The sequence below is a fragment of the Kitasatospora sp. NEAU-69 genome (genome assembly GCF_057158765.1).
Genome location: NZ_JBWXUE010000009.1, coordinates 29,753 through 55,879, shown reverse-complemented (window position 1 = coordinate 55,879; position 26,127 = coordinate 29,753). Strand labels below are relative to the sequence as shown.

Below are 26,127 nucleotides of genomic sequence, written 5' to 3'. Positions count from 1 at the left end.
ATGCCTTCCCGAACTGGACGTCATGGGCGGGGAGTTGAGGCTCGCGCAGAAGCCCGCGCAGCGGCATAGGGACTGCACGGCGGGCTGGTGGGCCCGCGGGTCGCCTCCATCGTAGCCACGCCCGGCGAACTGGTCGGCGGGGTGTGCTCGGCGTCCATTCTCCGTCGGAGGATCGCTTCTCTCGGCATTGGGACGCCGTGTCGGCGCACCCAGTTCCATATTTGAGGATGATTCCCACGATTGGCTGAGCCGGCTTCTGCCCGCCGGGTCGACCGTGGACGGAGAGTCGGCTCAGCCAATGGACGGAGGTCGTTCCGCGCTCGGTGGATCAGGCCTGGCCGGGGAAGAAGATCTTGATCTCGCGCTCGGCCGAGGCCTCGGAGTCGGACGCGTGGATCAGGTTCTCCCGGGTGATCGTCGCGTAGTCGCCGCGGATCGTGCCGGCGCCGGCCTCCAGCGGGTTGGTCGCGCCGGCCAGCATCCGGATGCCCGGAACCACGTTCTCGCCCTCGACGATCAGCGCGATCGACGGACCGGCGGTCATGAAGGCCAGCAGTGGCTCGTAGAAGTCACGGCCGACGTGCTCGGCGTAGTGCTGCTCCAGCGTCTCCCGGTCGAACGTGCGCAGCTCGACGGCGGCCAGCTGCCAGCCCGCCTTGCGCTCGATCCGGCTGATGATCTCGCCGGCCAGACCGCGGCGGACGGCGTCGGGCTTGAGCAGGACGAGAGTGCGCTGCGTCACGGTGCGGCTCCAATGGGTTCGGGGCGGAATGGTGTATGCCACCGCCCCCGAGGTTACCTTGCGTGAGCGGCCGGTCAGGCCATGCCTTCGGCTTCGCCGACGGCCGCCTCGGCCTGTGCCTTGCTGCGCAGTTCCTTGATCACATCGATCTTGCGCCCGTAGTGCACCGAGCACCACCAGAGCCCGGCGAAGATGGCGCCGAGTGCGTACATGCTCGGCACCAGCAGGCCGCTGGCGATCAGCCCGATCTGGAGGGCCCAGCCGGCGGCGACCCCGCCCGGGCGGCTGAGCATGCCGCAGAGCAGCACGCAGAGCAGCATCGCCACACCACTGAGGATCCAGAGCGTGGCGGCCGAGACGTCGGTCATCCGGCTCGCGACACAGGCCGCGAGGAGGATCACCATGGCCTCGCCGATCAGCGTCGAGGAACAGAGCGTACGCATGGTCACTTCCTCCCGAGCAGCAGGCGGGCCTCGCCCACGGTGATGACCGAGCCGGTGACCAGCACCCCGGTGCCGCTGAGGTCACCGTCCTCCTCGGCCAGGGTGACGGCGGCCTCGATCGCGTCGTCCAGTCGCGGTTCGACGACCACCCGGTCCTCGCCGAAGATCTCGACGGCCTGGGCCGCCAGGGTGTCCACCGACATCGCGCGGTGGGTCGAGTTCTGGGTGACGACCACCTCGGCCAGCACCGGCTCGAACGCCTCCAGCATGCCGGTGACGTCCTTGTCGCCACTGGCGCCGATCACGCCGATCAGCCGGGTGAAGCCGAAGGACTCGCTGATCGCGGCGGCGGTCACCTCGGCGCCGGCCGGGTTGTGCGCGGCGTCCAGCAGGATCGTGGGGCTGCGCCGGACCACTTCGAGGCGGCCGGGCGAGGAGACGCCGGAGAACGCGAGGCGGACCTTGTCCAGGTCCAGCCCGCCCTCGCGGGCGCCGCCGACGCCGAAGAAGGCCTCGACCGCGGCGAGCGCCATCGAGGCGTTGTGCGCCTGGTGCTCGCCGTGCAGCGGGATGAAGACGTCGGGGTACTCGGTGCCGGCCAGGCCGCGCAGCGTGACCAGCTGGCCGCCGACCGCGAGCTCCCGGGCGAGCACGCCGAACTCCAGGCCCTCGCGGGCGACCGTCGCCTCGACCTCGACCGCGCGCGCCAGGATCGCCTGCGCGGCGTCCAGCGGCTGCTGGGCGACGACCGCGACCCCGTTCGGCTTGATGATCCCGGACTTCTCCTTGGCGATCTCACCGGTGGTGCCGCCGAGGTAGTTCGTGTGGTCGAGCGAGATCGGGGTGATCAGCGAGACGGCGGCGTCGATCACGTTCGTGGCGTCCCAGGTGCCGCCCATGCCGACCTCGACCACGGCGACGTCGATCGGCGCGTCCGCGAAGGCCGCGTAGGCCATGGCGGTCAGCACCTCGAAGAAGGAGAGGGCGACGGGCTGGGCCTCGTCGACCATCCGCAGGTACGGCTCGATGTCCTGGAACGTCTCGACGAACTTCTCGGGGCTGATCGGCTGGCCGTCCAGGCTGATCCGCTCGGTCACCGACTCGACGTGCGGGCTGGTGTAGCGGCCGGTGCGCAGGTCGAAGGTGTTGAGCAGCTGCTCCACCATCCGGGCTGTGGAGGTCTTGCCGTTGGTGCCGGTGATGTGGATCGAGGGGTAGGAGCGCTGCGGATCGCCCAGGATGTCCATCAGGGCCTGGATCCGGTCCAGCGAGGGTTCGAGCTTGGTCTCCGGCCAGCGCTTGGCCAGCTCGGCCTCGACGTCACGGAGCCCGAAGGGCTGGTCGGCCTGCTCCGCGCCGGGGCGGACGGTGTACGGGTTCTGCTCCGCGCTGCTGCTCACGCGCCCAGTCTACGGAGTGCGTGACGCACCGGCCGCACCGCTCCCGTCGCGCCGGGCCGCCCGGCCCCGGGCTCGCAACGGGCCCGCAGGTCGGCGCCGCTCAGCAGGCGGCCGGCACCGCCGCTTGACGCAGCCTCAGCTCCTCGACCACGTGGCCGACCTCCTCCTCGGGCACCAGCGGCAACAGCATCGCCACGCCCTGCAACAGACCGCCGACCAGGAAGGTGGTGTCGGCGGTCGCGGCGACCAGTTCCCGGACCGCCTCCACCTCACCGCGCTGGACGGCTTCGATCAGCCGCGCGGCGTCGGCCGACTCCTCGTCGATCGCCACCGGGATCTCGCCGTGCGGCGCCCGGCGGGCCAGCGAGCGCAGCACCTTGTCACCGACCTCGGGCGCGTAGGCCTTGCGCACCGCCTCGGCGGCGATCCAGGCCATCAGCGTCAGCACGACCCGCTCGTCGGCGTCCGCCAGCAGCCGGTCGAGCGCCCGGTCGAAGGCGAGCTGGTTGCCGTGCCGGAAGGCCAGGAGCAGGGTCGCGGCCCGGCCCTTGGCCTCCTCGACCCGCTGTGCGGGGAGTTCGCCGGCCAATGTCTGCGCTGCGCTCATGCCATGCCTTCCCGTCTCCGCCCCCGATACCGGAACTGCAGAACACCGTATACGGCGCACCATCAGAGGTCACCGGACATGGCCGCAGTAAGTACCGAAAGAATGCGGAAGCTGATCGGTTTTGGCTATCCGGGGAATTCACCGGCTTATCCGGTCGGCGGAGAATCCGCGGCCCGGAAGACGCGTGCGCCCCCTGGACCGGTTCGGTCCAGGGGGCGCATTCACTCGATCGCCGCACGGGCGGCGGCGGGCTCAGCCGGCGGGCAGCGCCGCCAGCTGGGCGGTGATCCGCGCGATGTCGGCCTCGGCGGCCTCCTGGCGCGCCCGGATCTTCACCACGACGTCGTCCGGCGCCTTGGCCAGGAAGCCCTCGTTGCCGAGCTTGGCGGCCGTCTGGGTCTTCTCCTTCTCCGCCACCGCGAGGTCCTTCTGCAGGCGCTTGCGCTCGGCGGCGACATCGATCGTGCCGGACAGGTCGAGCGCGACGACGGCGCCGGCCACCGGCAGCGAGGCGGTCGGCGCGAAGCCGTCCTCCGGCAGGGTCAGGCGCAGCAGCGAGCGGATCGCGTCCTCGTGCGCGGCCAGCACGGTGCCGGCCAGCTCCAGGCTCGCGGGCACCTTCTGGCCCGGCTTCAGGCCCTGGTCCGAGCGGAACCGGCGGACCTCGGTGACCACCTGCTGCAGCGTGGCGATCTCGGCCTCGGCCTCGGCGTCCCGGAACGAGCTGTCCTTCGGCCACTCGGCGATCACCAGCGACTCGGCGCCGGTCAGCGTGGTCCACAGCGCGTCGGTGACGAACGGGACGATCGGGTGCAGCAGCCGCAGCGTCACGTCCAGCACCTCGCCGAGCACCCGGCGGGCGGCGTCGGCCTGCGGGCCGCCCTTGGCCAGGGTGGTCTTGGAGAGCTCGACGTACCAGTCGAAGACCTCGTCCCAGGCGAAGTGGAAGAGCGTGTCGGAGGCCTTGGCGAACTGGTAGTCGTCGTAGAGCGCGTCCACCTGGGCGACGGTCGCGTTCAGCCGGGACAGGATCCAGCGGTCGGCGGCGGTCATCGCCTCGGGGGCCGGCAGCGGGCCCTCGACCGTCGCGCCGTTCATCAGCGCGAAGCGGGTGGCGTTCCAGATCTTGTTGCAGAAGTTGCGCGAGCCCTTGACCCAGTCCTCGCCGATCGGCACGTCGGCGCCGGGGTTGGCGCCGCTGGCCAGGGTGAAGCGGACGGCGTCGGCACCGTACTCGTCCATCCAGTCCAGCGGGTCCACCGCGTTCGGGTTCGACTTGGACATCTTCTTGCCGAACTGGTCACGGACCAGGCCGGTCAGCGCGATGGTGTGGAACGGCGCCTGACCGTCCATCGCGTACAGGCCGAACATCATCATCCGGGCGACCCAGAAGAAGATGATGTCGTGGCCGGTGAGCAGCACGTCGGTGGCGTAGAACTTCTCCAGGTCCGGGGTCTGCTCGGGCCAGCCCAGCGTGGAGAACGGCCACAGGCCGCTGGAGAACCAGGTGTCCAGCACGTCCTGGTCCTGGGTCCAGCCCTCGCCGGTGGGCGCCTCGTCGTTCGGGCCGACGCAGACCACCTCGCCGTCCGGGCCGTACCAGACCGGGATCCGGTGGCCCCACCAGAGCTGGCGGGAGATGCACCAGTCGTGCATGTTGTCGACCCAGGCGAAGTAGCGGCCTTCCATCTCCTTCGGGTGGATCTGCACCCGGCCGTCGCGCACCGCGTCGCCGGCGGCCTGGGCCAGCGGGTCGACCTTGACCCACCACTGGAGCGACAGCCGCGGCTCGACGATGGTGTGGCAGCGCGAGCAGTGGCCCACCGCGTGCATGTAGGGGCGCTTCTCCTCGACGATCCGCCCCTGCTCGCGCAGCTCGCCGACCACGGCCGAGCGCGCCTCCAGGCGGTCCAGGCCGAGGAACGGGCCGTGCACGGTGATCACGCCGTGCTCGTCCATCACGGTCAGGTTGGGCAGGTCGTGCCGCTGGCCGATCGCGAAGTCGTTGGGGTCGTGCGCCGGGGTCACCTTGACGGCGCCGGTGCCGAACTCCGGGTCGACGTGCGCGTCGGCGACGACCGGGATCCGACGGTCGGTCAGCGGCAGCGCGATGGTGCGGCCGATCAGGTGGGCGTAGCGCTCGTCGTCCGGGTGGACCGCGACCGCGGTGTCGCCGAGCAGCGTCTCGGCCCGGGTGGTCGCGACGACGATCGACTCGTCACCGTCGCCGTAGCGGATCGAGACCAGCTCGCCGGGGCTGTCCTCGTGCTCGACCTCGATGTCGGAGAGCGCGGTCAGGCAGCGCGGGCACCAGTTGATGATGCGCTCGGCGCGGTAGATCAGACCGTCGTCGAAGAGCTTCTTGAAGATGGTCTGGACGGCCTGCGAGAGGCCCTCGTCCATGGTGAAGCGCTCGCGGCTCCAGTCCACGCCGTCGCCGAGGCGGCGCATCTGACCCAGGATCTGGCCGCCGTAGTTCTCCTTCCACTCCCAGACCTTCTCGACGAAGGCCTCCCGGCCCAGGTCGTGGCGGGACAGGCCGGAGGCGGCGAGCTGCTGCTCGACCCGGTTCTGGGTGGCGATGCCGGCGTGGTCCATGCCGGGCAGCCAGAGCGCCTCGTAGCCCTGCATCCGCTTACGGCGGGTCAGGGCGTCCATCAGGGTGTGCTGGAAGGCGTGGCCCAGGTGCAGCGCACCGGTGACGTTCGGCGGCGGGATCACGATGGTGTAGGCGGGCTTGTCGCTCTTCGCGTCCGCGGTGAAGTAACCGCGCGATACCCAGCGCTCGTACAGCTCGCCCTCTACCTCGCCGGGGGCGTAGGTGGTCGGGAGGGCTGCTGCATTGTCCCCGGACGCGTGGTCGGTGGGGCGCTGGTTCGTCATGTCGGTCACGACACACAGTTTACGTAACTTGAGCGGCCGTTCCGCCCGCCGTCCACGGGTGGCGGCGGCACGCGCGAACGGCCCCGCACCGGGAGACCGGTGCGGGGCCGTTGGACGAGCGAGAAGGTCAGGCGCTCTTGTCGCGCCGCTCGCGCTTGATCATGTCGCGCGGGACCAGCGTCGGGATCGCGTGCTTGGAGACGACGTCCCCGGTGACCACGACGCGGGCGACGTCCTGACGCGAGGGAACCTCGTACATCACGGACATCAGCACCTCCTCCATGATCGCTCGCAGGCCGCGCGCTCCGGTGCCGCGCAGGATCGCCTGGTCGGCGATCGCCTCCAGCGCGTCCCGGCTGAACTCCAGCTCCACGCCGTCGAGTTCGAAGAGCTTGCGGTACTGCTTGACCAACGCGTTCTTCGGCTCGGTGAGGATCTGCAGCAGCGCCTCACGGTCCAGGTTGTGCACGCTGGTGATCACCGGCAGCCGGCCGATGAACTCGGGGATCATGCCGAACTTGACCAGGTCCTCCGGCATCACCTGACGGAAGTGGTCGCTCGCGTCCATCTCCCGCTTGGACCGGATGGTCGCGCCGAAGCCGATGCCCTTGGCGCCCGAGCGGCCCTCGATGATCCGCTCCAGGCCGGCGAACGCGCCGCCCACGATGAACAGCACGTTCGTCGTGTCGATCTGGATGAACTCCTGGTGCGGGTGCTTGCGCCCGCCCTGCGGCGGCACCGAGGCGGTGGTGCCCTCCAGGATCTTCAGCAGCGCCTGCTGGACGCCCTCGCCCGAGACGTCACGGGTGATCGACGGGTTCTCGCTCTTGCGGGCGACCTTGTCGATCTCATCGATGTAGATGATCCCGGTCTCGGCCTTCTTGACGTCGTAGTCGGCCGCCTGGATGAGCTTGAGCAGGATGTTCTCGACGTCCTCGCCGACGTAGCCGGCCTCGGTCAGCGCCGTGGCGTCCGCGATCGCGAACGGCACGTTCAGCATCCGGGCCAGGGTCTGCGCGAGCAGCGTCTTGCCGGAGCCGGTCGGGCCCAGCAGCAGGATGTTGGACTTGGCGAGCTCGATCGCGTCCTCGCGGCCGTTGCCACCGCTGCGCCCGGCCTCGCCGGCCTGCACCCGCTTGTAGTGGTTGTAGACCGCGACCGAGAGCGCCTTCTTCGCGAGGTCCTGGCCGACCACGTACTGGTCGAGGAACTCGTAGATCTCGCGCGGCTTCGGGAGCTCCTCGAAGCGGACCTCGGAGGTCTCGGCGAGTTCCTCCTCGATGATCTCGTTGCACAGGTCGATGCACTCGTCGCAGATGTACACGCCTGGGCCGGCGATCAGCTTCTTCACCTGCTTCTGCGACTTGCCGCAGAACGAGCACTTGAGCAGGTCGCCACCGTCTCCGATGCGTGCCACGAGGTGCTTCCCCTTCGCCAGGGGCCCCGCGGGGGTCCGGGGCCTGGTGCTGTGGACCGCGGCCGCCACTGTCAGCGGTCAGGTCTCGGTATCCGACGGTACTCTGCCAACTCGCAGAATCCGCCGCCTTCGACAGCTCTGCCGTACGCCCTGGGCGAATTGATACCGAACAGACGCCGGCGGTGCCCTCCAGGGTACGGGCCCGAGCCCGCGGAGCGGAGGCGTACCGACTGGTAGGCCCCCGCTCCGGTCACCCGGTGTTGCTCAGTTGTTGAACGAGGCCTTGCGGGAGGAGATGATCTGGTCGATCAGCCCGTACTCCAGCGCCTCCTCGGCGGTGAGGATCTTGTCGCGCTCGATGTCCTCGCGGACCTGCTCGACGTCCTTGTTCGAGTGCTTCGCCAGCATGGTCTCCAGCTGCTCGCGCATCCGGAAGATCTCCTTGGCCTGGATCTCCAGGTCGGAGACCTGGCCACGGCCGGTCTCGGTGTACGGCTGGTGGATCAGGATACGGGCGTTCGGCAGCGCCATCCGCTTGCCGGGGGTGCCGGCGGCCAGCAGGACGGCGGCGGCCGAGGCGGCCTGGCCCATGCAGACGGTCTGGATGTCGGGCTTCACGAACTGCATGGTGTCGTAGATCGCGGTCAGCGCCGTGAACGAACCGCCAGGCGAGTTGATGTACATCTGGATCTCGCGGTCCGGGTCCATCGACTCCAGGCAGAGCAGCTGGGCCATGATGTCGTTCGCCGAGACGTCGTCCACCTGGGAGCCCAGGAAGATGATCCGCTCCTCGAAGAGCTTCGCGTACGGGTCGTACTCACGGATGCCCTGCGAGGTGCGCTCGACGAAGCGCGGGACGATGTAACGGCCCTCAGCGCGGGCGCCGTAGTACTCGCCGCGGGGGGTGTTGGGAAGGTTCATTGCGGGTCTGTCCTCCGGGAAGCGTTCCGACGTGTCTGGGGTGCGGGGAGCGGCGCTCAGGCGCCGGTGCCACCGCCGCCGGGGACGTCCGCGGCGCTGTGCATGATGTCGTCGATCAGGCCGTACTCCTTGGCCTGCTCGGCGGTGAACCAGCGGTCCCGGTCGGAGTCCTTGGTGATCTGCTCGAAGGTCTGGCCGCTGTGGCTGGCGATCAGCTCGGACATCCGCTGCTTGGTGCGCAGCAGCTGCTCGGCCTGGATCCGGATGTCGGTGGCCGAGCCGCCGAGACCGGCGGACGGCTGGTGCATCAGGATGTTGGCGTTCGGCAGCGAGAAGCGCTTGCCCGGGGTGCCGGCGGTGAGCAGGAACTGGCCCATCGAGGCCGCCATGCCCATCGCGATGGTCACCACGTCGTTCTTGATGTACTGCATGGTGTCGTAGATCGCCATGCCGGCCGTGATCGAGCCGCCCGGGGAGTTGATGTACAGGTAGATGTCCTTCTCCGGCTCGGCGGCCAGGAGGAGGAGCTGGGCGGTGATCTTGTTGGCGATGTCGTCGTCGACCTGCTGGCCGAGGAAGATGATGCGCTCGTTGAGGAGCCGGTTGTAGACCTGGTCACCCAGACCGCCGAGCACGTCACCACCAGCCGCGCGCGGCGTCATCAGGCCAGGCATCTGCATCTGCGGGAACGTCACTTAGCCACCTGCTCAGTCGATTCGGACGGTCCGTCTGGTTCGACCGTCACTACGTCACGCTTGCTTCATTTGACCCTAACGCGCAGGCCCGGCCCGACCATCCCCCACGCAGAACTGTTCGCTGTGAGCGCAGGGTGCGCACTGTGCTCGGACGGGAACAGGCGGGACCGGGGGGGGGGGTTGGGTCCGGGGCCTCCCCGGAGGGTTTCACCCACCGATTCGCCGTGATGGCGCTCGGGCCCGCCCGGGAGTGTTCAACCGACGGGCTGTCAGGCCTCGGTGGTCTCCGCGGCCTCGGCGGCGGCCTCGTCCGTGGCGGCCTCGGCGGCGACGGTCTCGCCGGCCTCCTCGGTCTCGTCCTCGTCGAAGTCGATGACCTTGCCGGTGGTGTCCTTGACCGTGGCGGCCTCGACGACGGTGGCCAGCGCCTTGCCGCGGGCCACCTCACCGACGAGCAGCGGAACCTGGTTGCCCTCGACGATGCGCTGGGCGAACTGGTCCGGGCTCATGCCCGAGCCCGAGGCACGGCGGATCAGGTGCTCGGTCAGCTCCTGCTGGTCGACACCGATCTCCTCCTTCGCCACGATCTCGTCCAGGACGAACTGGGTCTTGATGCCCTTCTTCGCCTGGTCCGCGGTCTCCTCGTCGAAGGCCTCGCGGGTCTTGTCCTGGGTCGCCAGGTAGGCGTCCAGGTTCAGGCCCATCGGCTCCAGCTGGTGGTGCTCCAGGTTGTGCGTGCGGGTCTGGATCTCGTCCGCGAGCAGCTTCTCGGGGTACTCGATCTCGATCATGCCGAGCAGGGCGTCCAGCACGCGCTCCTGCGCCTGGGTGGCCTGGTCGAACTCCTTCATCCGCTCGAGGCGCTTGAGGGAGTCGGCCTTCAGCTCCTCCAGGGTGTCGAACTCGCTGGCCAGCTGGGCGAACTCGTCGTCCAGCTCGGGCAGCTCCTTCTCCTGGACGGCGGTGACGGTGACGGTCACCTCGGAGCTCTTGCCGGTCTGGGTGCCACCCTTGAGCTCGGTGGTGAAGGTCTTCGACTCGCCGGCGGACAGGCCGATGACGGCCTCGTCGATGCCGTCGAGGAGCCGGCCGGAGCCGATCTCGTAGCTCACGCCGGTGGCGGTGCCGTCCTCCGGGACCTCACCGTCGACCTTGGCTTCGAGGTCGATCACCACGATGTCGCTCGCGGTGGCCGCGCGCTCGACGTCCTTGACCGAGGAGAAGCGCTCGCGCAGCTGCTCCAGGGACTTCGCGACGTCCTCGTCGGTGACCTCGATCGGGTCGACCTCGACCTCGATGGTGGAGAAGTCCGGCAGGGTGATCTCCGGACGCACGTCCACCTCGGCGGTGAAGGTCAGGCCGGCGGCGGCGAGGTCCTCCACACCCTTGATGTCGGTGATGTCGGGCTGGCCGAGGACCTCGATCTTGCCCTCGTCGACGGCCTGCGTGTAGAAGCGCGGCAGGGCGTCGTTCACAGCCTCTTCGAGCACCGCGGCGCGGCCGAAGCGCTGGTCGATGACCCGCTGCGGGATCTTGCCCTTGCGGAAGCCGGGAACCGTGACCTGCTGGTTGATCTTCTTGTACGCCGCGTCGAGGCTGGGCTTGAGCTCCTCGAAGGGCACCTCGACGGTGAGTCGAACCCGGGTCGGGTTCAGAGTCTCGACGGCGCTCTTCACGGTTTGGTCTCCTATGGGGCTTGCGGTCGGCTTGTCTGACTCCGGACCGGCAGCCCTTGCGGGCAGCGGAACCGGGCAGACGGGTGATGAGCCACCTGTGTGCGGCATCTCCCGTATGGGGTGGACGGCGAGCGGCCCGTTCCTCGACTGGACTGCCGTTGAGGAGGGGCGGTGGCTCTTCCGCCAGCGGCCCATCCTACCGGGTACCACAAAGCCACATCGCAGGATGGCCGTGATGGTGATGGTCGGGGTGACCGGATTCGAACCGACGGCCTTCCGCTCCCAAAGCGGACGCGCTACCAAACTGCGCCACACCCCGCACTTCGCGAGAGGAAGCGTACACGGCTCGAATCGTCGGCTCGCCGGAATATCGCGGATTGATCACCCGGGCAGCCGTGGCGCGGCACGGCGGTGGCGCCGGCCCCGGCCACACACCCCGGCCCCGGCCGGAAGTCGCGTGCGAGCCGGCCGTCCGACCAGGTACGCTGTTCCCGTTCCGCACCGACCCGTGAGGTCGGCGGGGGGCATGTGCGGGCGTAGCTCAATGGTAGAGCCCTAGTCTTCCAAACTAGTCACGCGAGTTCGATTCTCGTCGCCCGCTCCGAAGGTACGGCCCCGGCTCAGCGAGCCGGGGCCGTACCGCGTTCCGGGGCCGAAGCGCCCCGCGGCGCCGTTCGACGCGCCGCCCGTTCGCCGTGCCGACCGTTCGCCGCGCCGGGCACTCGGCGCGCCGACCGCCGCCGTGCCACCCACCCGCTCGCTCGCTCGCCGGACCCGACCACCCGTCAGCGACGGGCGTGGTGGCTGACGACCCGGCAACCCCGATAGCCTCGAACGACGTTCGAAGAGGAGGGCAGTGTGGGTCCCGAGCAGCGGCTGGCGGTCATTCAGCGTGGGGTGGTCCGCGAAATGGCCCGTTACGGCCGGGAGTTCACCATCGACGGCGCCGTGGTGCGGGGGCCGGGCAGCACCGCCGTGGCGGTCCGCGAGCACGCCGGCCAGGACGGCGCGGCCGACCACGTGGACCTCGGCTTCGTGCTGCGGCTCGGCAGCGCGCAGGCGCCGGTGGTCTGGGACTGCACGGCGGGCCTGGGCACCACCGAGGAGGAGAAGCTGGACAGCGCGGTCCGGATGTGGGCCGCCACCACCGCCGCCACCGTGATCGAGCTGCTGGAGCACGAGGGCCGCTACGGCGACCACCGGCAGCCGGCCGCACTGCCCGGCTGGCACGCGGTGCAGAGCCCGGCGACGGTCTTCGGCTTCGGCAGCGCCGAGCTGTCCGGCTGGCTGGGCGAGCACGAGTTGCTGCCCGAGCTCGGCCCGGCACTGGCGCCGGTGCTCACCGACCCCCGGCTGAACGGCGTGAAGCTCTTCTTCGGCGGCCGGGCGGGCGACGAGGTGGCCGAGGTCCGGGTGAACGGCACGGTGGCGACCGAGGCCTCCCGGGCGCTGGCCGCGCTGGACTGGCCGCGCGGCCGGCGGTTCTGCTGGGCACGGCTGTTCGTCCTGCTGGCGGCCGAGGAGGGCGGTCTGACGGCGCTGCGGCAGGCCGAGGCCGCGCCGGTGGCGACAGTGGCCCCCGGGCCGCGGCAGCCGGAGCTGCTGGCGGCCCGGGGCGGGCGGATCAGCCGCTGGTGGCAGGCCCTTCGCGCCGGGCAGTGAGCCTGCTGGGCCAGGTCAGTTCGTCAGGTTGCCAATGGTCTTGGCCAGCGACGTGAGGAAGTCCTGGATGGGCTGGTGCAGTTGCGTCGACTGGTTCAGCATGAAGCCGAACAGCACGGCCACGATCGCGTGCGGCAGCTTGATCTGCTTGCCGCGGATGAAGATCAGCAGAACGACGCCGAACAGGACCAGCGCGGAGACGGAGAGTGCCACTCGGACTCACTTCCTCATGTCGTGGCGAAGCGGACCACGGCCTGCCCGAAGGTCCCCGGCGGCACCCGCCCCCCTCTTCCCCCGAGTCTCCCCCGAGTTCCGGCCAGTCCCGCCCCGGACTCAGTGTGGTCGACCGTGCTGACTGCGTAAAGGACTTGCCACTGACCCATGCCGAAGATTTGCGATGTGAGACGAGTTTCCGCCGACCGAGACCCTAGCCCAGGCCACCTGACGGACCGTCGGCGGGGGCGGTCAGCCGGGCCGTTCGCACACCATGCAGCCAACTGCCGCAGGAAGCGGATTTGGCCGAAGATCACTGTTGCGGAAAACCCGCGATTGACAGCGCTACTCGCGCCACACCAGCAGCACCGCGCGGTCGTCGTTGATGTCCTTGGCCACCGTCTCGATCAGCCGCACCGCCGCTCCCCCGGTGCTGCGGCCGAGTTGGGCGCCGGCCACCAGCCGGTCGGCCTCGCCCATCAGCCGGTCCATGCCCTCCGAGAGGTCCCGGCCGGGCTGCTCGACCATGCCGTCGGTGCAGAGCATCAGGACGTCGCCGGGGCCCAACCGCCCGCGCACGCCCTCGAACTTGGCGCCGTCGTAGAGACCGAGCAGCGGACCCTCGTCGGCCTCCTTGACCTCCCAGCGGCCGGCGCCGGCGAGCCGCTGCATGCCGGGCAGGTGGCCGGCCGAGAGCAGCTCGTACTCCCCGCTGTCCAGGTCGAGCGCGAGGTGCACGGCGCTGGCGAAGCCCTCCTCCCAGTCCTGGCGCAGCAGGTAGCCGTTGGCCGCGGGCAGGAACTCGTGCGGCGGCAGCGAGCCGAGCAGCCCGCCGAAGGCACCGGAGAGCAGCAGCGCGCGCGAGCCGGCGTCCATGCCCTTGCCCGAGACGTCGGCCAGCACGACTTCCAGCATCCGGCGGCCGGGCCCGGTGCGGGCGGCCACCACGAAGTCGCCGGAGAAGGACTGGCCGCCGGCCGGGCGCAGCCCCATGTCGGCGTGCCAGCCCGCGGGCAGCTCGGGCACCCGGCTCTGCACCTTGAGCCGCTCGCGCAGGTCGAAGAGCATCGAGCCGCCGCCGCGCCACGGCACGCCGACCCGGCTGCGGAACTGGGCCAGCAGCAGGCCGGCCACCCCGACCGCGCCGACCACCAGCGCGGCGCCCGGGGTGACGCCGAAGACGTAGGTGTCCGGGTGGTCGCTGGCCACCCGCTCGCCGGTGTGGATCACCGACTCGGTGGACAGGCCCAGCGCCGCCGTCGCGTACAGCAGCACCAGCGAGACCGGGCGCAGCAGCAGTGAGCCGGCCAGGATCGGCAGCACCAGCGCGGTCGGCGGGACCCAGGCCGGGATCCACACGTTCAGCGCGACCAGCAGCGGGACGAGCAGCAGCAGCACCGCGAAGGCGAGCCAGTCCGCGGCGTCGCCGCGGAAGTAGTCCACCCCGGTCCGGCGCAGCGTCCGGCGGGCCCGGTAGAGGCGCTTGCGCAACCGGGCCGTCAGGGGATCCGTGGCCGCCGTGGCGGCGGTCCCCGTCGCAGTCGTCTGGGGCGGTGTGCCCGGCATGCTGCCAGCCATGGGGGTTGACCCTATCCACCGGGAGCGTCCCGCGTCGACGGGCGTTCGGCGCCGGACCGTCCTGACGCTCGATTTCGGCCGGGCGGGCCGGCCGGCATCGAGCCCGCCGTCGAGCCCGGGAGCGGGCCCGGCCGAGCCGCCCAGGGGGCGCCCTGAAGCGGGCCAGGGCGCGGTAGGACGGGTGCGCGCGGGCCTGCGGCGGATCGCGCCGGGCGCGGCGAACTGCAGTTCGGTAGCCGGGTGCGCGCCCGGGTGATAGCTGTGGCACATGACACAGCCCGCGCTCCCCCACCGGGTGCTCGCCCTGCACGAGCTTGAGGCCGACTCCTGGGAGGCCTGGTACGACACGCTGGTCGTCTCCTTCGGCGGCGCCACGGAGTCCCCCGAGCGGCGCGAGCTGTGGCGCTCGCTGACCGAGCTGGACCGCTCGCTCAGCGTCTGGGACGAGGACGCGCCGGTCGGCGGCGCCGGCGCCTTCACGTTCCGGATGACAGTGCCCGGCGGCGCGGTGCTGCCGACCGCCGGCGTGACCATGGTCGGTGTGCTGCCGACCCACCGGCGGCGCGGCGTGCTGACCGCGCTGATGCGCCACCAGCTGGACGACATCCACGAGCGCGGCGAGTCGCTCGCCGTGCTGACCGCCTCCGAGCCGGCCATCTACGGGCGGTACGGCTACGGCCTGGGCAGCTGGCAGCTGGGGGTGCGGATCGAGCGAGCCCGGGTGACCGTGCGCCAGACCGGCCTGGGCGGCCCGGACAGTCCGGACGGCCGGGTCCGGCTGCGGCTGGCCGACCCGGTCGCCGGCCTGGCCGACTGCGAGCGGCTCTACGACACACAGGTGCCGCTGCGCCCGGCGATGCTCGCGCGGCGCCCCGGCTGGGAGCGCCGGGTGCTGCTGGACCCGCCGAGCGAGCGCAAGGGCCACTCACCCTTGCAGTGCGTGCTCGCCGAGGACCGGGAGAGCGGCGAGCTGCTCGGCTACGCGCGCTACTCGGTCGGCATGGAGTGGGAGCACGGCGGGGCGGCCGGCGAGGTGCTGGTCCGCGAGGTGACGGCGGCGGCGCCCGCCGCGCACGCGGCGCTCTGGGCGTTCCTGCTCGACCTGGACCTGACCGACACCGTGCTCGCGGAGAACCTGCCGGTGGACGATCCACTGCTGCACCTGGTCTCCGACCCGCGCCGGCTCCAGGCACGGATCCGCGACGCGCTCTTCGTGCGGCTGGTCGAGGTCGGTGACGCGCTCAGCTCGCGCGGCTACGCGGCGCCGCTGGACCTGGTGCTGGAGGTCACGGACGAGTTCTGTCCGTGGAACGCCGGGCGCTGGCACCTGCACAGCGCCGGCCCCGGGCACGGGGCGAGCTGCGAGCCGACCGAGGCGGCGGCCGACCTGGCGCTCTCGGCGCGCGAGCTGGGCTCGGCCTATCTGGGCGGCACCCGGCTGACCGCGCTGGCGGCGGCCGGGCTGGTCCGCGAGTTGCGGCCGGGGGCGCTCGCCGAGGCCGCGCACGCCTTCGGATGGCACACGGCGCCCTGGCTGCCGCACGGCTTCTGAGAGCCGTGCCGGGCGGCCGGGGCGCCGATCGGTCAGTACTGGTGGATCACTGCGGGCGGATCACTACCGGCGGACTGGTGCCGGCGGATCAGGCCTGCGGGTGGTGCGCCGGGATCGCCGGGAGCTCGCCGGTCGCCTCGTAGCGCTCCAGCATCTCGATCCGGCGGGTGTGCCGGGCCTCGCCGCTGTACGGGGTGGCGAGGAAGATCTCGACGAACCTGGTCGCCTCCTCGACGGTGTGCATCCGGCCGCCGATGCTGATCACGTTGGCGTTGTTGTGCTCGCGGCCCAGCTGAGCGGTCTGCTCGCTCCAGGCCAGCGCCGCGCGGACGCCCTTGACCTTGTTCGCGGCGATCTGCTCGCCGTTGCCCGAACCGCCGATCACGATGCCGAGTGCCTCGGCGTCGGCGGCGGTGCGCTCGGCCGCCCGCAGGCAGAACGGCGGGTAGTCGTCCTCGGCGTCGTAGATGTGCGGACCGCAGTCGATCGGCTCATGGCCGGCCTTCTGCAGCCACTCGACGAGGTGGTTCTTCAGTTCGTATCCGGCGTGGTCGGAGCCCAGGTAGACGCGCATGCGTATGAGTGTGGCATGCGCGCCTCCCAGGGTCGCCCAAGGGCCGGTACGTCGTCAGGTCCGGTGTCAGGGTGCGCGTCAGGCCCGCTGTCAGGTCCCGGCGTCAGGTCCGGTTGCCGAGCAGCTTCCAGGCCAGCGGCAGCGCGCCCATCGCGACCAGCAGCTTCAGGCCGTCGCCGACCAGGTACGGGTAGAGCCCCAGCTGGGCGGCCTTGGCGAGCGGCACGTGCACCGCGGCGGCCAGGTACGGAACGCCGACCGCGTAGATCGCCAGGTTGCCGAGCACCATCGCGCCCGCGGTGCGCAGCGGGCTGCGGTCGGCGCCGCGCCGGGCCAGCAGGCCGGTGAGCGCGGCGGCCAGCACGAAGCCGAGCACGTAGCCCAGGCTCGGCATCGCCCAGCCGGAGCTGCCGGCCGCGAACCACGGCATGCCGGCCACGCCGGCGAGGAGGTAGACGGCGAGCGAGGCGGCGCCGCGCCGGGCGCCGAGCGCGGTGCCGACCAGCAGCGCGGCGAAGGTCTGCCCGGTGACCGGGACCGGCGAGCCGGGCACGTTCACCGAGAGCTGGGCGGCCAGACCGGTCAGCCCGGCGCCGCCGAGCACCAGCGCGAGCTCGCGCGCTCCGGCACCGAGCCGGGTTCCGGCGGCGGGCAGCAGGTCGGCCAGGACGGCGCGGGACGGTATCGGTGTGGCGAAGGCCATCGGGTCCTCCATGATGATCAGTCGGATGTACGGGTGCGAACGTACCCCAGCACGGAGCGTCACGGCCCGTTCCGGATGGTGAGCGCAGCGGCCGAAGGCTTGGCGGTCTCAACTGACGCACCGGATAGTGAGACGGGTCGTCCGCACAACGAACGTCTGGATCACCCGCATGCCCACCCCCACCGCCCCACCGGTCCACTCCGGCACGGCTGCTTCGTCCACGACTGCTTCATCCACGGATGGCACCTCGGCGCCCGGCCCGCAGCTCGGCCACGGCCTCAAGCAGCGCCACCTGTCGATGATCGCGCTCGGCGGTGTGATCGGCGCCGGGCTCTTCGTCGGCTCGGGCGCGGGCATCGCGGCGGCCGGCCCGGCGATCATCCTGGCCTTCACGCTCTCCGGTCTGCTGGTGATGCTGGTGATGCGGATGCTCGGCGAGATGTCCGCCGCGCACCCGTCCTCCGGCTCCTTCTCGGTGCACGCCGAGCGCGAGATCGGCCCGTGGGCCGGTGTGACGGCCGGCTGGATGTACTGGGTGATGCTCTGCTGCGGCGTCGCGGCCGAGGCGACCGCGGCCGGCGCGATCATGAACTCCTGGCTGCCCGGGGTGCCCGGCTGGGCCTGGGTCGGCGTCTTCATGGCGTTCTTCTGTGCCAGCAACCTGACCGCGGTGAAGAACTTCGGCGAGTTCGAGTTCTGGTTCGCCGCGATCAAGATCGCCGCGATCGTCGCGTTCCTGGTGCTCGGCGTGCTCGCCGTGACCGGGGTGATCGGCTCGGCGCCCGGCACCACGAACCTGACCGGGCACGGCGGCTTCCTGCCGCACGGCACCAGCGGGCTGATCACCGGCCTGCTCGCCTCGGTCTTCGCCTACGGCGGCCTGGAGACGGTGACCATCGCCGCCGCCGAGTCGGACGACCCGCGGCGCAACGTGGCCAACGCGGTGCGCACCGCGGTGTGGCGGATCGCGATCTTCTACATCGGCTCGATGGCGCTGGTGGTCACGCTGGTGCCGTGGAACGACCCCGCTGTGGTGACGCAGGGCCCGTACGTGACGGTGCTCCAGCACCTGGCCGTGCCCGGCGCGGCCGTCGCGCTGAAGGCCGTGGTGCTGATCGCGCTGCTGAGCGCGATGAACGCCAACATCTACGGCTCCTCCCGGATGGCCTACTCGCTGGTCTCCCGCGGCCAGGGCCCCAAGGCACTGGCTCGGGTCAGCGGCGGCGTGCCGCGGCTCGCGGTGCTGGCCTCCTGCGGCTTCGGCTTCGCCGCGGTGCTGGCCGGCTACTGGTGGCCGGACACCGTCTTCACCTGGCTGATGAACACCACCGGGGTGGCGATCCTGGTGGTCTGGCTCTTCATCGGCGTCGCCCAGCTGCGGATGCGCCGGCGGCTGGAGCGCGAGGCGCCCGAGCAGCTGACCGTGCGGATGTGGGCCTTCCCGTACCTGACCTGGGTCGCCCTGGCCGGCGTGGTCGGCGTGCTGGCACTGATGACCACCACGGCGGGCGACCGCGACCAGCTGTACGCGGCCGGCGTCCTGGTCGCGGCGCTGAGCGCCGCCGGCTACTGGCGCCAGCGGCGCGCGGCGACCGGCCGGTAGACGTCCGGCCGTAGGTAAGGAGTGCTACCCCGGGGTGCCCGTGAAAAGATGCCCCGGGGCAGGTCCTGCCCCGTCACCTGCACAGAGCCGTGCGTGTCGGACAAAGGAGTACCGCAGTGCCGGGCAAGAACCTCAGCCGGGACGAAGCACAGCAGCGCGCCGGGATCCTCAGCGTGGACGGCTACGAGGTACACCTCGACGTCACCAGCGCGCCGGACACCTCCGCTGCGACCTTCCGTTCCAGCACCACGATCCGCTTCCGCTGCGCCGAACCCGGCGCCGCCTCGTTCGCGGACCTGCTGGCCCCCTCGGTGCGGGCCGTCACCCTGAACGGCCGGGCCCTCGACCCGGCGGCCGTCTTCGACGGCTCCCGCGTCGCGCTCGACGCACTCGCCGCCGAGAACGTCCTGGTGGTCGATGCCGACTGCGCGTACAGCCGGACCGGTGAGGGTCTGCACCGCTTCGTGGACCCGGTGGACGGCGAGACGTACCTCTACAGCCACTTCGAGCCCGCCGAAGCGCGCCGGATGTTCGCCAACTTCGAGCAGCCGGACCTGAAGGCGCCCTACGTCTTCACCGTGACCGCGCCGGCCGGCTGGGACGTCTACTCCAACTCGGCCGCGCAGCAGGTCGTCGAGGACGGCGCCGCGAAGACCTGGCACTTCCTGGCGACCCAGCCGATCTCCACCTACCTGACCGCGGTGGTGGCCGGGCCGTACCACGTCGAGCGTGACCGGTGGAGCCGCGAACTGGCCGACGGCAGCGTGCTGGAGATCCCGCTCGCCGCCACCTGCCGCAAGTCGCTGGCCCGTTACTTCGACGCGGACGAGATCTTCACGGTCACCAAGCAGGGCCTGGACTTCTTCCACGACGAGTTCGACTACCCGTACCCGTTCGGCAAGTACGACCAGTGCTTCGTGCCCGAGTACAACATCGGCGCGATGGAGAACCCGGGCTGTGTGACGTTCCGGGAGGACTTCGTCTTCCGCTCGAAGGTCACCGAGGCCGCGTACGAGAGCCGGGCCAACGTCATCCTGCACGAGATGGCGCACATGTGGTTCGGCGACCTGGTCACCATGAAGTGGTGGGACGACCTCTGGCTGAAGGAGTCGTTCGCCGACTTCATGGGCTCGTTCAGCCTGCAGGAGGCGACCAAGTACCAGTCCTCCTGGGTCACCTTCGCCAACCAGCGCAAGGCCTGGGCCTACCGGCAGGACCAGTACCCGACCACGCACCCGATCACCGCGGACATCCGCGACGTCGAGGACGCCAAGCTCAACTTCGACGGCATCACCTACGCCAAGGGCGCCTCGGTGCTCAAGCAGCTGGTCGCGTACGCCGGCCGGGACGCGTTCTTCGAGGGCGCCCGCCGCTACTTCAAGCAGCACGCCTTCGGGAACACCGTGCTCGGCGACCTGCTGGAGGTGCTCGCCGTCACCTCCGGGCGCGGCGAGCGGGCGATGGCCGACTGGTCGGCGGCCTGGCTGCAGACCGCCGGGGTCAACTCGCTCACCCCCGAGCTCACCGTGGACGCCGAGGGCCGGATCACCGAGCTGGCGGTCCGCCAGGACGGCGACACGCTGCGCCCGCACCGGATCGCGGTCGGCCTCTACGACCGCGAGGCGGACGGCTCGCTGGTGCGCACCGCCCGGGCCGAGCTGGACATCGCCGGCCCGCGGACCGTCGTCGAGGAGCTGGCCGGCCGGCCGCGCCCGGCGCTGGTGCTCGTCAACGACGACGACCTGACGTACTGCAAGATCCGCTTCGACGCCGACTCGCTGGCCACGCTGCGCGACTCGCTCGGCGACATCCAGGACACCCTGTCCCGCGCGCTGGCCTGGTCGGCCTGCTGGAACCTGACCCGCGACGGCCTGCTGCCGGCGCGCGACTACGTCGCCCTGGTGCTGCGGTTCGCCGGCCAGGAGTCCGAGATCGGCGTGCTGCAGTCGCTGCACGCGCAGGCCAAGGGCGCGGTGGACCTGTTCGCCGACCCGGCCTGGCGCGCCGAGGGCAGCGGGCTGCTCGCCGAGTGCGCGCTGACCGAGCTGCGCGCGGCGGCGCCCGGCAGCGACCAGCAGCTCGCCTGGGCCCGCTTCGCGGCCGCCACCGCGCAGACGGCCGAGCAGCTCCAGCTGCTGGAGGGCCTACTGGCCGGCACCGCCCGGATCGACGGCCTCGACGTGGACCAGGACCTGCGCTGGTCGTTCTGGATCGCGCTGGCCGCGGCCGGCCGGGCCACCGTCGAACAGCTGGACGCCGAGCTGAAGCGGGACAACACCGCGAGCGGCAGCCAGAAGGCCACCCAGGCGCTGGCCGCCCGGCCGACCGCCGAGGCCAAGGCTGCCGCCTGGTCGGCGGTCGCCGACTCCGACCTGCTGCCGAACGCGATGGTCGGCGCGCAGACCGCGGGCTTCTCCCAGCCCGGGCAGCGCGAGCTGACGGCGCCGTACACCGCGCGCTACTTCGAGCTGCTGGAGAGCATCTGGGCGGAGCGCAGCATCGAGATCGCGATGCGGTTCGTCGGCGGCTTCTTCCCGCGGCTGCAGACCGACGACGCGACGCTGGCGGCGACCGACGCGTGGCTGACGGCGCATCAGGACGCTGCGCCGGCGCTGCGCCGACTGGTGCTGGAGTGCCGCGACGAGCTGGCGCGAGCGCTGCGCGCCCAGGCGGCCGACCGGGGCTGACGGTACGTCGAACGGCCCGCTCCCCGACTGGGGGGCGGGCCGTTCGACGTACGTGGGACTGACACAGGCGGGACGGCCGCGGGCGGGACGGCCGCCCGGGCGTGGCTACTTGAGAGTGGCCGAGGTCAGACCCGCCTGCACCTGCTTCTGGAAGGACAGGTAGACCACCAGCACCGGCAGCATGGCGATCGTCATACCGGCGAACAGGCCGGGGAAGTCGCTCGCGTAACCGCTCTGCTGCGCCAGGTTGAGCAGGCCCTGGGCGAGCATCGAGCGGTCCGGGTCGCCGCCCCTCTGCTGCTGCATCAGGGTCACCGGGAGCAGGTACTGGTTCCACTGGCCGAGCACGTTGAAGATCCCGACGCTGATCAGGCCGGACTTCGCCATCGGCACCATGATCTGGAAGAACGCACGGCTGTGCGAGCAGCCGTCGATCATCGCCGCCTCGTGCACCGCGGTGGGCAGCGAGCGGAAGAACGAGTACATGAAGAAGACGGTGAACGGCAGCGAGTACGCCACGTACACCAGGATCAGGCCCGCGTACTGGTTCAGGCCGAGCCACGGGACGACCTGCCCGAGGTTCTTCACCATGAAGAAGAGCGGGACCAGGGCCAGGTAGACCGGGAACATCGCGCCGGCCACGAAGAAGTAGTAGATGACCCGGTTGCCCGGGAACTCGTAGCGGGCCAGCACGTAGGCCGCCATCGCGCCGAGCAGCATCGTCAGCGTCACCGAACCGACCAGCACGATCAGGGTGTTGGCGAAGAAGCTGCCGATCCCCTTGTCCCAGGCCCGGGTGAACGCGTCGAAGTGCCAGTGCGAGGGCCAGGTCCAGGCGCTGCCGCCGATCTGGCCGTCGGTCTTGAAGGAGCCGAGCACGATCCAGATCAGCGGTGCGATGATCATCAGCGCCCAGAGCGCCAGGAAGCCGTGCGAGAAGACGTTGAGGACGCCGCCGCCGTCCGCGAACCGCTGCTCCTTGCGGGGCTTTTGAACGGCCGGGGCACCGTCGCGCGGGGCCGGGACCTTGGTGGTCTGGTCAGTCTTGGTGGTCATCGCCGGCCCCGCTCAGTACTCGATCCGCTCGCGCCGGGTGACCCGCAGCGAGACGACGGACAGGATCATGGTGATGAAGAAGATCACCACACCCATGGCGCAGGCGTAGCCGGCCTTGCCGTAGGTGATGAAGTTGCGCATCAGCAAGGTCGCCATGATCTCGCTGTGGTGGTCGGGGCCACCGCCGTAGTACGCGCCGGGCGTCATGGTGGAGACCAGCGCGAACGCGTCCATGGCCGCGATCGCCAGGTAGACCCACGCGGTCTGCACGGTCTCCCAGAGCAGCGGCAGGGTGATCTTGAAGAAGGTCTGGGTGCGCGCGGCGCCGTCCAGCAGCGCGGCCTCGTAGATGTCCTTCGGGATCGACTGCATGGCAGCCGAGAAGAGCACCAGGTAGAAGCCGACACCCGACCAGACCAGCACGCCGACCACGCACCACAGGCCGATGTTCGGGTCGGCCAGCCACTGCCACGGGTTGGCCGCGTCCTCGATGCCGAGCTTGATCAGCACGCCGTTCAACAGGCCGCCCTGGTCGGTGCGGTAGACGGCCTGGAAGAGCACCGAGAGGATCGCGACCGAGAGCACCTGCGGGAAGAAGAAGATCACCTTGTAGAAGGCCGCGCCGCGCACGCCCTGCACGCCGCCGGTGCCGCCGCGGCCGCCGACGTTGAGCATGAAGGCGAAGAACAGCGCCAGCAGGATCGTGACGATCGGCAGCACGATCAGCAGGAGCATGTTGTGCTCCAGTGCCGTGATGAAGACGCTGTCGCCGAACAGCTGGGTGTAGTTGCGCAGTCCGACGAAGTTCATCGTCTGCGAGGCCCCGGACCAGTCGGTCAGGGAGTAGCCGAAGGTCTGCAGGTACGGCCAGATGACCAGCACCACGTACAGCACGACCGGGATGATGAGGAACCCCAGGATGAAGGGGTACTTGCGGTGACGCATGCGCCTGCTCCTGTCCGCCACAGCCTGCGTCAGACAGGCTTGCTGCTGCGGTATCGCGTGGAAGCACCGGGGCCCGAGACGGGCCCCGGTGTCCGAAGAGACCTGTCCTGCGAGCGGCCGTCAGACCTTCTTGGAGGTCGCGGCCTTGGCCCGGGCAATCCACTGCTGCGGAGTGATCCGGCTGTTGACCAGCTCGTTGGTGGCGTTCTGCAGCTCGGTGTCGAACGCGGTCTGCAGGTCCGGGTAGTTGAAGTTGAAGGTGTCGTTGCCGGCGGCGGTGACCGCGGCGGCCGAGGACTTGGTGCCCGGCTTGAGCACCACGTCGGGGCCGATGCCGTCCTTCAGCACGGTCAGCGAGTTGGCGGCTGCGGCGAACTTGCCGGAGCCCTCCTTCGTCAGCATGATCCGCAGGAACTCCAGGCCGCCGTTGCGGTTCTTCGCCTTCGACGGGACGATGAACGGCTCACCCGCGCCGGCCCGCACCGCGGTCTGCGGCAGCTTGTCGCCGGGGAGCGAGGGCACCGGCAGGAACGCCATGTCGAAGTCGGCCGGCGTGATCTTGATCATCTCGTTCTCCAGCCAGGAGCCGGACGGGATGAACGCGGCCTTGCCCTGGCACCACGCGGTCTGCGACTCGGTGTGGGTCATGCCGTTCGTACCGGGCAGCAGGTAGTCCTTCTGCATGATCTCGAAGAAGGCGGTGACACCGGCGAGCGCGGCCGGGTCGTCCCACGCCGTCGGGTCGCAGGCGTCGATCTTCGTGATCAGGTCGAGGCCGCCCTGCTTCCCGATCAGGTCCAGGATCAGGTAGTTGACGTAGTAGGGGTACTTGCCCTGGTGGGCGAAGGGCGCGATGCCGGCGGCCTTGATCGTGCCGCAGAGCGTGATGAAGTCGTCCCAGGTCTTCGGCGGGGCCCAGCCCTTGTCCTTGAACAGCTTGTTGGAGTACCAGAGGCCGTAGACGGTGTAGACGTAGTTCAGCGAGTACATCTTGCCGTCGATGGTGCCCTGTTCGATGGTGCCGGGCAGCAGGACGTCGCGGACCTTCTTCGACGGGTCGTCAAGGTACGGCGCGTCGAGCAGCACGGTGAGGTCGGTCAGCTGGTCGGCCTTCTCCAGCACGTCGATCTTCATCTGCTGGGCGCCCGAGTCGTCGATGACGTCCGGCGGGTTGCCCGCGTTGAACCGCGGCTGGAGCTTGCCGCTGATCTCCTGGGTGCCCAGGTGGGTGATGCTGGCGCCGGTGTACGTCTTCTTGTACATGTCCTCGAAGGCGCGGGCGTAGTCGTCGCCGTAGCCGCCCTTGAAGATGACCACGTCGAGCGGGTCACCGGACTTGACCCCGAACGGGTTGGTGGCGCTGCCGCTGCTTGACGGGCCGCTGTTGCTGCTGGAGCTGCCGGTGCCGCCGGCGCAGGCCGCGAGCAGCGAGGAGCCGCCGGCCGCCAGAACGGTGATGGCGGCCGCGCGCTTGAAGATGTCGCGGCGGTTGTACTGCGTTGCAGAGCCCATGAGTGCCCTAACCCCTCAGTGTCCAGATGGTGCCACGGTGCGGTGAACTCCGCGCCGAGCGCATGCAGTTGTGCAGTTGGCTCGCGCGGGCGGAAAAGTGCTGGGTCGACCGACGGTCCCGCAGATCACTGACGGACAGATCGCTGATGGGACGTCAACTGGCTTCCCTTGACCGTGCCTTAACCGTGCCTCGCGGCGAAGGTGCCGGTCAGAAGGGGTTTTGTCGATGCGCAAAGGTATAGTCCACTGTTCATCCGGCGGCAATAGTCTCCTCATCGGTTACAACCCGCAGCACTCAAAGCGTTGTCGGCGGTGCAGCATGTGCAATGTTCAGGAAGCCTGCGTATTTCAGCCGCTCCGCGCGGGCGCCGCCGCCCGGGCATCCCGGGGCACGCCTGGAGCGCGTCCTGGGCACTGCCTGGACGCCGCGTGAGCATCGCCCGTGGCTGGAGAATCTAGCGCGATTCTGCTCGGTTGAACATAGAAATGCGCAGCTTCGAGCACCCGGCTGAATGGGGCGTCAGTGCCTGGGCATCCGCCCGTTGAGCACGGAGACGCCGTCGCCGGTGAGCCCGTCCAGGCCCGCCGGGCGGCCGGTGATCGCCAGCAGCAGCCCGAGCAGCGGACCGCTCACCTCGGGGCCCTGCTCCCCCGCCGACCAGTCGGCGTCGGTCGCCTTCAGGCGCAGGCCGGCGACCCGCTTCTTGCCGCCGATCAGCAGGTTGGAGCCGCGGTAGAAGTCGGCGCAGGTGATCAGCGCCTCGACCGGGTACTCGTGGGCGATGCCGAGCGGGTGCCGGATGTCCTCGGCGTGCACCACGGTCTCGCCCAGCCAGCTCTCCACCGGGCCCGGTGGGTGCGCGACGGAGTCCAGCTGTTCGGCGAAGGCCTCCACCGTGGTCTGCGGCCGGCCCCGGGTCAGCTCGCGGATCTCGCGGTCGGTCATCACGTCGAAGCGGAAGCGGGCCTTGGCCAGCTTGCGGAAGAAGTCCGGCGGAGTCATCCGGGCGGTGGCGGTCATGTGCGCCAGGGTGTCGCGGACCGTGCGTCCCGCACTGAGCGAGAAGACGGTCCACTGCTCGGGGGCCAGCTGCTGCACGTCGGCGAGCAGTGCGCGCCGCTCGGCGTGGATCAGCGACCACGGATCGGAACGCGTCGCCATAACTCCGTAATAACACAGGCCGCGTAATAACACAGGCCGCGCCCCTCCACCGGAGGAGCGCGGCCTGCGCGTGTACTACTGGGTCGTGCCAGGTGC

At 70.4% G+C, this 26,127-nt stretch carries 21 protein-coding genes and 2 tRNA genes; 5 read left to right on the top strand and 18 right to left on the bottom strand.

Translation table 11 applies throughout. The features are described from left to right. Window positions 1-328 precede the first annotated feature (328 nt). From ndk to AC060L_RS12585, 10 genes are all read right to left on the bottom strand, one after another. Window positions 329-742, bottom strand: a complete 414-nt coding sequence (gene ndk / locus AC060L_RS12630; RefSeq protein WP_483798769.1) for a nucleoside-diphosphate kinase — start codon at window positions 740-742, stop codon at window positions 329-331. A gap of 74 nt (window positions 743-816) precedes the next feature. Further along, window positions 817-1,185, bottom strand: a complete 369-nt coding sequence (locus tag AC060L_RS12625) for a DUF4233 domain-containing protein (protein WP_483798768.1) — start codon at window positions 1,183-1,185, stop codon at window positions 817-819. 2 nt (window positions 1,186-1,187) lie between these two features. Next, a complete protein-coding gene (gene folC, locus AC060L_RS12620; protein ID WP_483798767.1) occupies window positions 1,188-2,585 on the bottom strand; it encodes a bifunctional tetrahydrofolate synthase/dihydrofolate synthase in 1,398 nt (465 codons plus the stop codon). Window positions 2,586-2,685: 100 nt separating this feature from the next. After that, on the bottom strand, window positions 2,686-3,192 hold the full coding sequence (locus AC060L_RS12615; protein ID WP_483798766.1) for a hypothetical protein: 507 nt from the start codon (window positions 3,190-3,192) through the stop codon (window positions 2,686-2,688). A 252-nt stretch (window positions 3,193-3,444) separates the two neighbouring features. Then, window positions 3,445-6,075: a valine--tRNA ligase gene (locus AC060L_RS12610; RefSeq protein WP_483798928.1), complete on the bottom strand. Its 2,631-nt coding sequence runs from the start codon at window positions 6,073-6,075 to the stop codon at window positions 3,445-3,447. Between the two features lie 127 nt (window positions 6,076-6,202). Continuing rightward, a complete protein-coding gene (clpX, locus tag AC060L_RS12605) occupies window positions 6,203-7,492 on the bottom strand; it encodes an ATP-dependent Clp protease ATP-binding subunit ClpX (protein ID WP_483798765.1) in 1,290 nt (429 codons plus the stop codon). A 264-nt stretch (window positions 7,493-7,756) separates the two neighbouring features. After that, window positions 7,757-8,413, bottom strand: coding sequence for an ATP-dependent Clp protease proteolytic subunit (locus AC060L_RS12600; RefSeq protein WP_483798764.1), 657 nt, complete (start codon window positions 8,411-8,413; stop codon window positions 7,757-7,759). A gap of 56 nt (window positions 8,414-8,469) precedes the next feature. After that, complete coding sequence (locus AC060L_RS12595; protein WP_483798927.1) at window positions 8,470-9,075, bottom strand: ATP-dependent Clp protease proteolytic subunit; 606 nt, start codon at window positions 9,073-9,075, stop codon at window positions 8,470-8,472. Between the two features lie 302 nt (window positions 9,076-9,377). Next, window positions 9,378-10,784 carry a trigger factor gene (gene tig, locus AC060L_RS12590; RefSeq protein WP_483798763.1) on the bottom strand — a complete coding sequence of 469 codons (1,407 nt, stop codon included), beginning with the start codon at window positions 10,782-10,784 and terminating at the stop codon, window positions 9,378-9,380. Between the two features lie 242 nt (window positions 10,785-11,026). Next, window positions 11,027-11,103: transfer RNA gene (locus tag AC060L_RS12585), tRNA-Pro, on the bottom strand. Between the two features lie 211 nt (window positions 11,104-11,314). Between AC060L_RS12585 and AC060L_RS12580 the strand changes: the two genes are divergently transcribed. Next, a tRNA-Gly gene (locus AC060L_RS12580) sits at window positions 11,315-11,385 on the top strand. Window positions 11,386-11,642: 257 nt separating this feature from the next. Further along, entirely contained in the window at window positions 11,643-12,446 is an 804-nt protein-coding gene (locus tag AC060L_RS12575) for a DUF6348 family protein (protein WP_483798762.1), read from the top strand. A 15-nt stretch (window positions 12,447-12,461) separates the two neighbouring features. On the opposite strand, the gene AC060L_RS12570 is transcribed toward AC060L_RS12575, so the two are convergent. Further along, window positions 12,462-12,659: a hypothetical protein gene (locus AC060L_RS12570; RefSeq protein WP_483798761.1), complete on the bottom strand. Its 198-nt coding sequence runs from the start codon at window positions 12,657-12,659 to the stop codon at window positions 12,462-12,464. A 345-nt stretch (window positions 12,660-13,004) separates the two neighbouring features. Then, window positions 13,005-14,237: a PP2C family protein-serine/threonine phosphatase gene (locus AC060L_RS12565; RefSeq protein ID WP_483798760.1), complete on the bottom strand. Its 1,233-nt coding sequence runs from the start codon at window positions 14,235-14,237 to the stop codon at window positions 13,005-13,007. Between the two features lie 268 nt (window positions 14,238-14,505). Here AC060L_RS12565 and AC060L_RS12560 point away from each other — a divergent pair, with 268 nt between their 5' ends. Further along, complete coding sequence (locus AC060L_RS12560; RefSeq protein WP_483798759.1) at window positions 14,506-15,789, top strand: GNAT family N-acetyltransferase; 1,284 nt, start codon at window positions 14,506-14,508, stop codon at window positions 15,787-15,789. 88 nt (window positions 15,790-15,877) lie between these two features. Here AC060L_RS12560 and AC060L_RS12555 read toward each other — a convergent pair whose 3' ends face one another. Then, window positions 15,878-16,363, bottom strand: a complete 486-nt coding sequence (locus AC060L_RS12555) for a ribose-5-phosphate isomerase (RefSeq protein ID WP_483798758.1) — start codon at window positions 16,361-16,363, stop codon at window positions 15,878-15,880. A gap of 103 nt (window positions 16,364-16,466) precedes the next feature. Beyond that, window positions 16,467-17,066, bottom strand: coding sequence for a biotin transporter BioY (locus tag AC060L_RS12550; protein ID WP_483798926.1), 600 nt, complete (start codon window positions 17,064-17,066; stop codon window positions 16,467-16,469). Between the two features lie 169 nt (window positions 17,067-17,235). Here AC060L_RS12550 and AC060L_RS12545 point away from each other — a divergent pair, with 169 nt between their 5' ends. Both AC060L_RS12545 and pepN read left to right on the top strand, forming a co-directional pair. Next, a complete protein-coding gene (locus AC060L_RS12545) occupies window positions 17,236-18,669 on the top strand; it encodes an amino acid permease (protein WP_483798757.1) in 1,434 nt (477 codons plus the stop codon). Between the two features lie 116 nt (window positions 18,670-18,785). After that, window positions 18,786-21,356 (top strand): aminopeptidase N, encoded by a 2,571-nt coding sequence (gene pepN, locus AC060L_RS12540; protein ID WP_483798756.1) that lies wholly within the window; start codon window positions 18,786-18,788, stop codon window positions 21,354-21,356. Between the two features lie 105 nt (window positions 21,357-21,461). On the opposite strand, the gene AC060L_RS12535 is transcribed toward pepN, so the two are convergent. From AC060L_RS12535 to AC060L_RS12520, 4 genes are all read right to left on the bottom strand, one after another. After that, the gene (locus tag AC060L_RS12535; RefSeq protein ID WP_483798755.1) at window positions 21,462-22,412 is read right to left on the bottom strand and encodes a carbohydrate ABC transporter permease; all 951 of its coding nucleotides are present in this window, start codon (window positions 22,410-22,412) and stop codon (window positions 21,462-21,464) included. A gap of 12 nt (window positions 22,413-22,424) precedes the next feature. Next, window positions 22,425-23,357 (bottom strand): carbohydrate ABC transporter permease, encoded by a 933-nt coding sequence (locus AC060L_RS12530; protein WP_483798754.1) that lies wholly within the window; start codon window positions 23,355-23,357, stop codon window positions 22,425-22,427. A 120-nt stretch (window positions 23,358-23,477) separates the two neighbouring features. Next, window positions 23,478-24,869, bottom strand: coding sequence for an N-acetylglucosamine/diacetylchitobiose ABC transporter substrate-binding protein (gene ngcE / locus AC060L_RS12525; RefSeq protein WP_483798753.1), 1,392 nt, complete (start codon window positions 24,867-24,869; stop codon window positions 23,478-23,480). A 520-nt stretch (window positions 24,870-25,389) separates the two neighbouring features. After that, window positions 25,390-26,031 (bottom strand): maleylpyruvate isomerase family mycothiol-dependent enzyme, encoded by a 642-nt coding sequence (locus tag AC060L_RS12520; RefSeq protein ID WP_483798752.1) that lies wholly within the window; start codon window positions 26,029-26,031, stop codon window positions 25,390-25,392. Window positions 26,032-26,127 lie beyond the last annotated feature (96 nt).

Excerpts from the sequence above, each read along its gene's own strand:
- AC060L_RS12625 (WP_483798768.1), bottom strand. The coding sequence starts at position 1,185 with ATGCGTACGCTCTGTTCCTCGACGCTGATCGGCGAGGCCATGGTGATC.
- AC060L_RS12615 (WP_483798766.1), bottom strand. The coding sequence starts at position 3,192 with ATGAGCGCAGCGCAGACATTGGCCGGCGAACTCCCCGCACAGCGGGTC.
- AC060L_RS12610 (WP_483798928.1), bottom strand. The coding sequence starts at position 6,075 with ATGACGAACCAGCGCCCCACCGACCACGCGTCCGGGGACAATGCAGCA.
- AC060L_RS12600 (WP_483798764.1), bottom strand. The coding sequence starts at position 8,413 with ATGAACCTTCCCAACACCCCCCGCGGCGAGTACTACGGCGCCCGCGCT.
- AC060L_RS12595 (WP_483798927.1), bottom strand. The coding sequence starts at position 9,075 with ATGACGCCGCGCGCGGCTGGTGGTGACGTGCTCGGCGGTCTGGGTGAC.
- AC060L_RS12565 (WP_483798760.1), bottom strand. The coding sequence starts at position 14,237 with ATGGCTGGCAGCATGCCGGGCACACCGCCCCAGACGACTGCGACGGGG.
- AC060L_RS12560 (WP_483798759.1), top strand. The coding sequence starts at position 14,506 with ATGACACAGCCCGCGCTCCCCCACCGGGTGCTCGCCCTGCACGAGCTT.
- AC060L_RS12555 (WP_483798758.1), bottom strand. The coding sequence starts at position 16,363 with ATGCGCGTCTACCTGGGCTCCGACCACGCCGGATACGAACTGAAGAAC.
- AC060L_RS12550 (WP_483798926.1), bottom strand. The coding sequence starts at position 17,066 with ATGGCCTTCGCCACACCGATACCGTCCCGCGCCGTCCTGGCCGACCTG.
- AC060L_RS12545 (WP_483798757.1), top strand. The coding sequence starts at position 17,236 with ATGCCCACCCCCACCGCCCCACCGGTCCACTCCGGCACGGCTGCTTCG.
- AC060L_RS12535 (WP_483798755.1), bottom strand. The coding sequence starts at position 22,412 with ATGACCACCAAGACTGACCAGACCACCAAGGTCCCGGCCCCGCGCGAC.
- AC060L_RS12530 (WP_483798754.1), bottom strand. The coding sequence starts at position 23,357 with ATGCGTCACCGCAAGTACCCCTTCATCCTGGGGTTCCTCATCATCCCG.
- ngcE (WP_483798753.1), bottom strand. The coding sequence starts at position 24,869 with ATGGGCTCTGCAACGCAGTACAACCGCCGCGACATCTTCAAGCGCGCG.
- AC060L_RS12520 (WP_483798752.1), bottom strand. The coding sequence starts at position 26,031 with ATGGCGACGCGTTCCGATCCGTGGTCGCTGATCCACGCCGAGCGGCGC.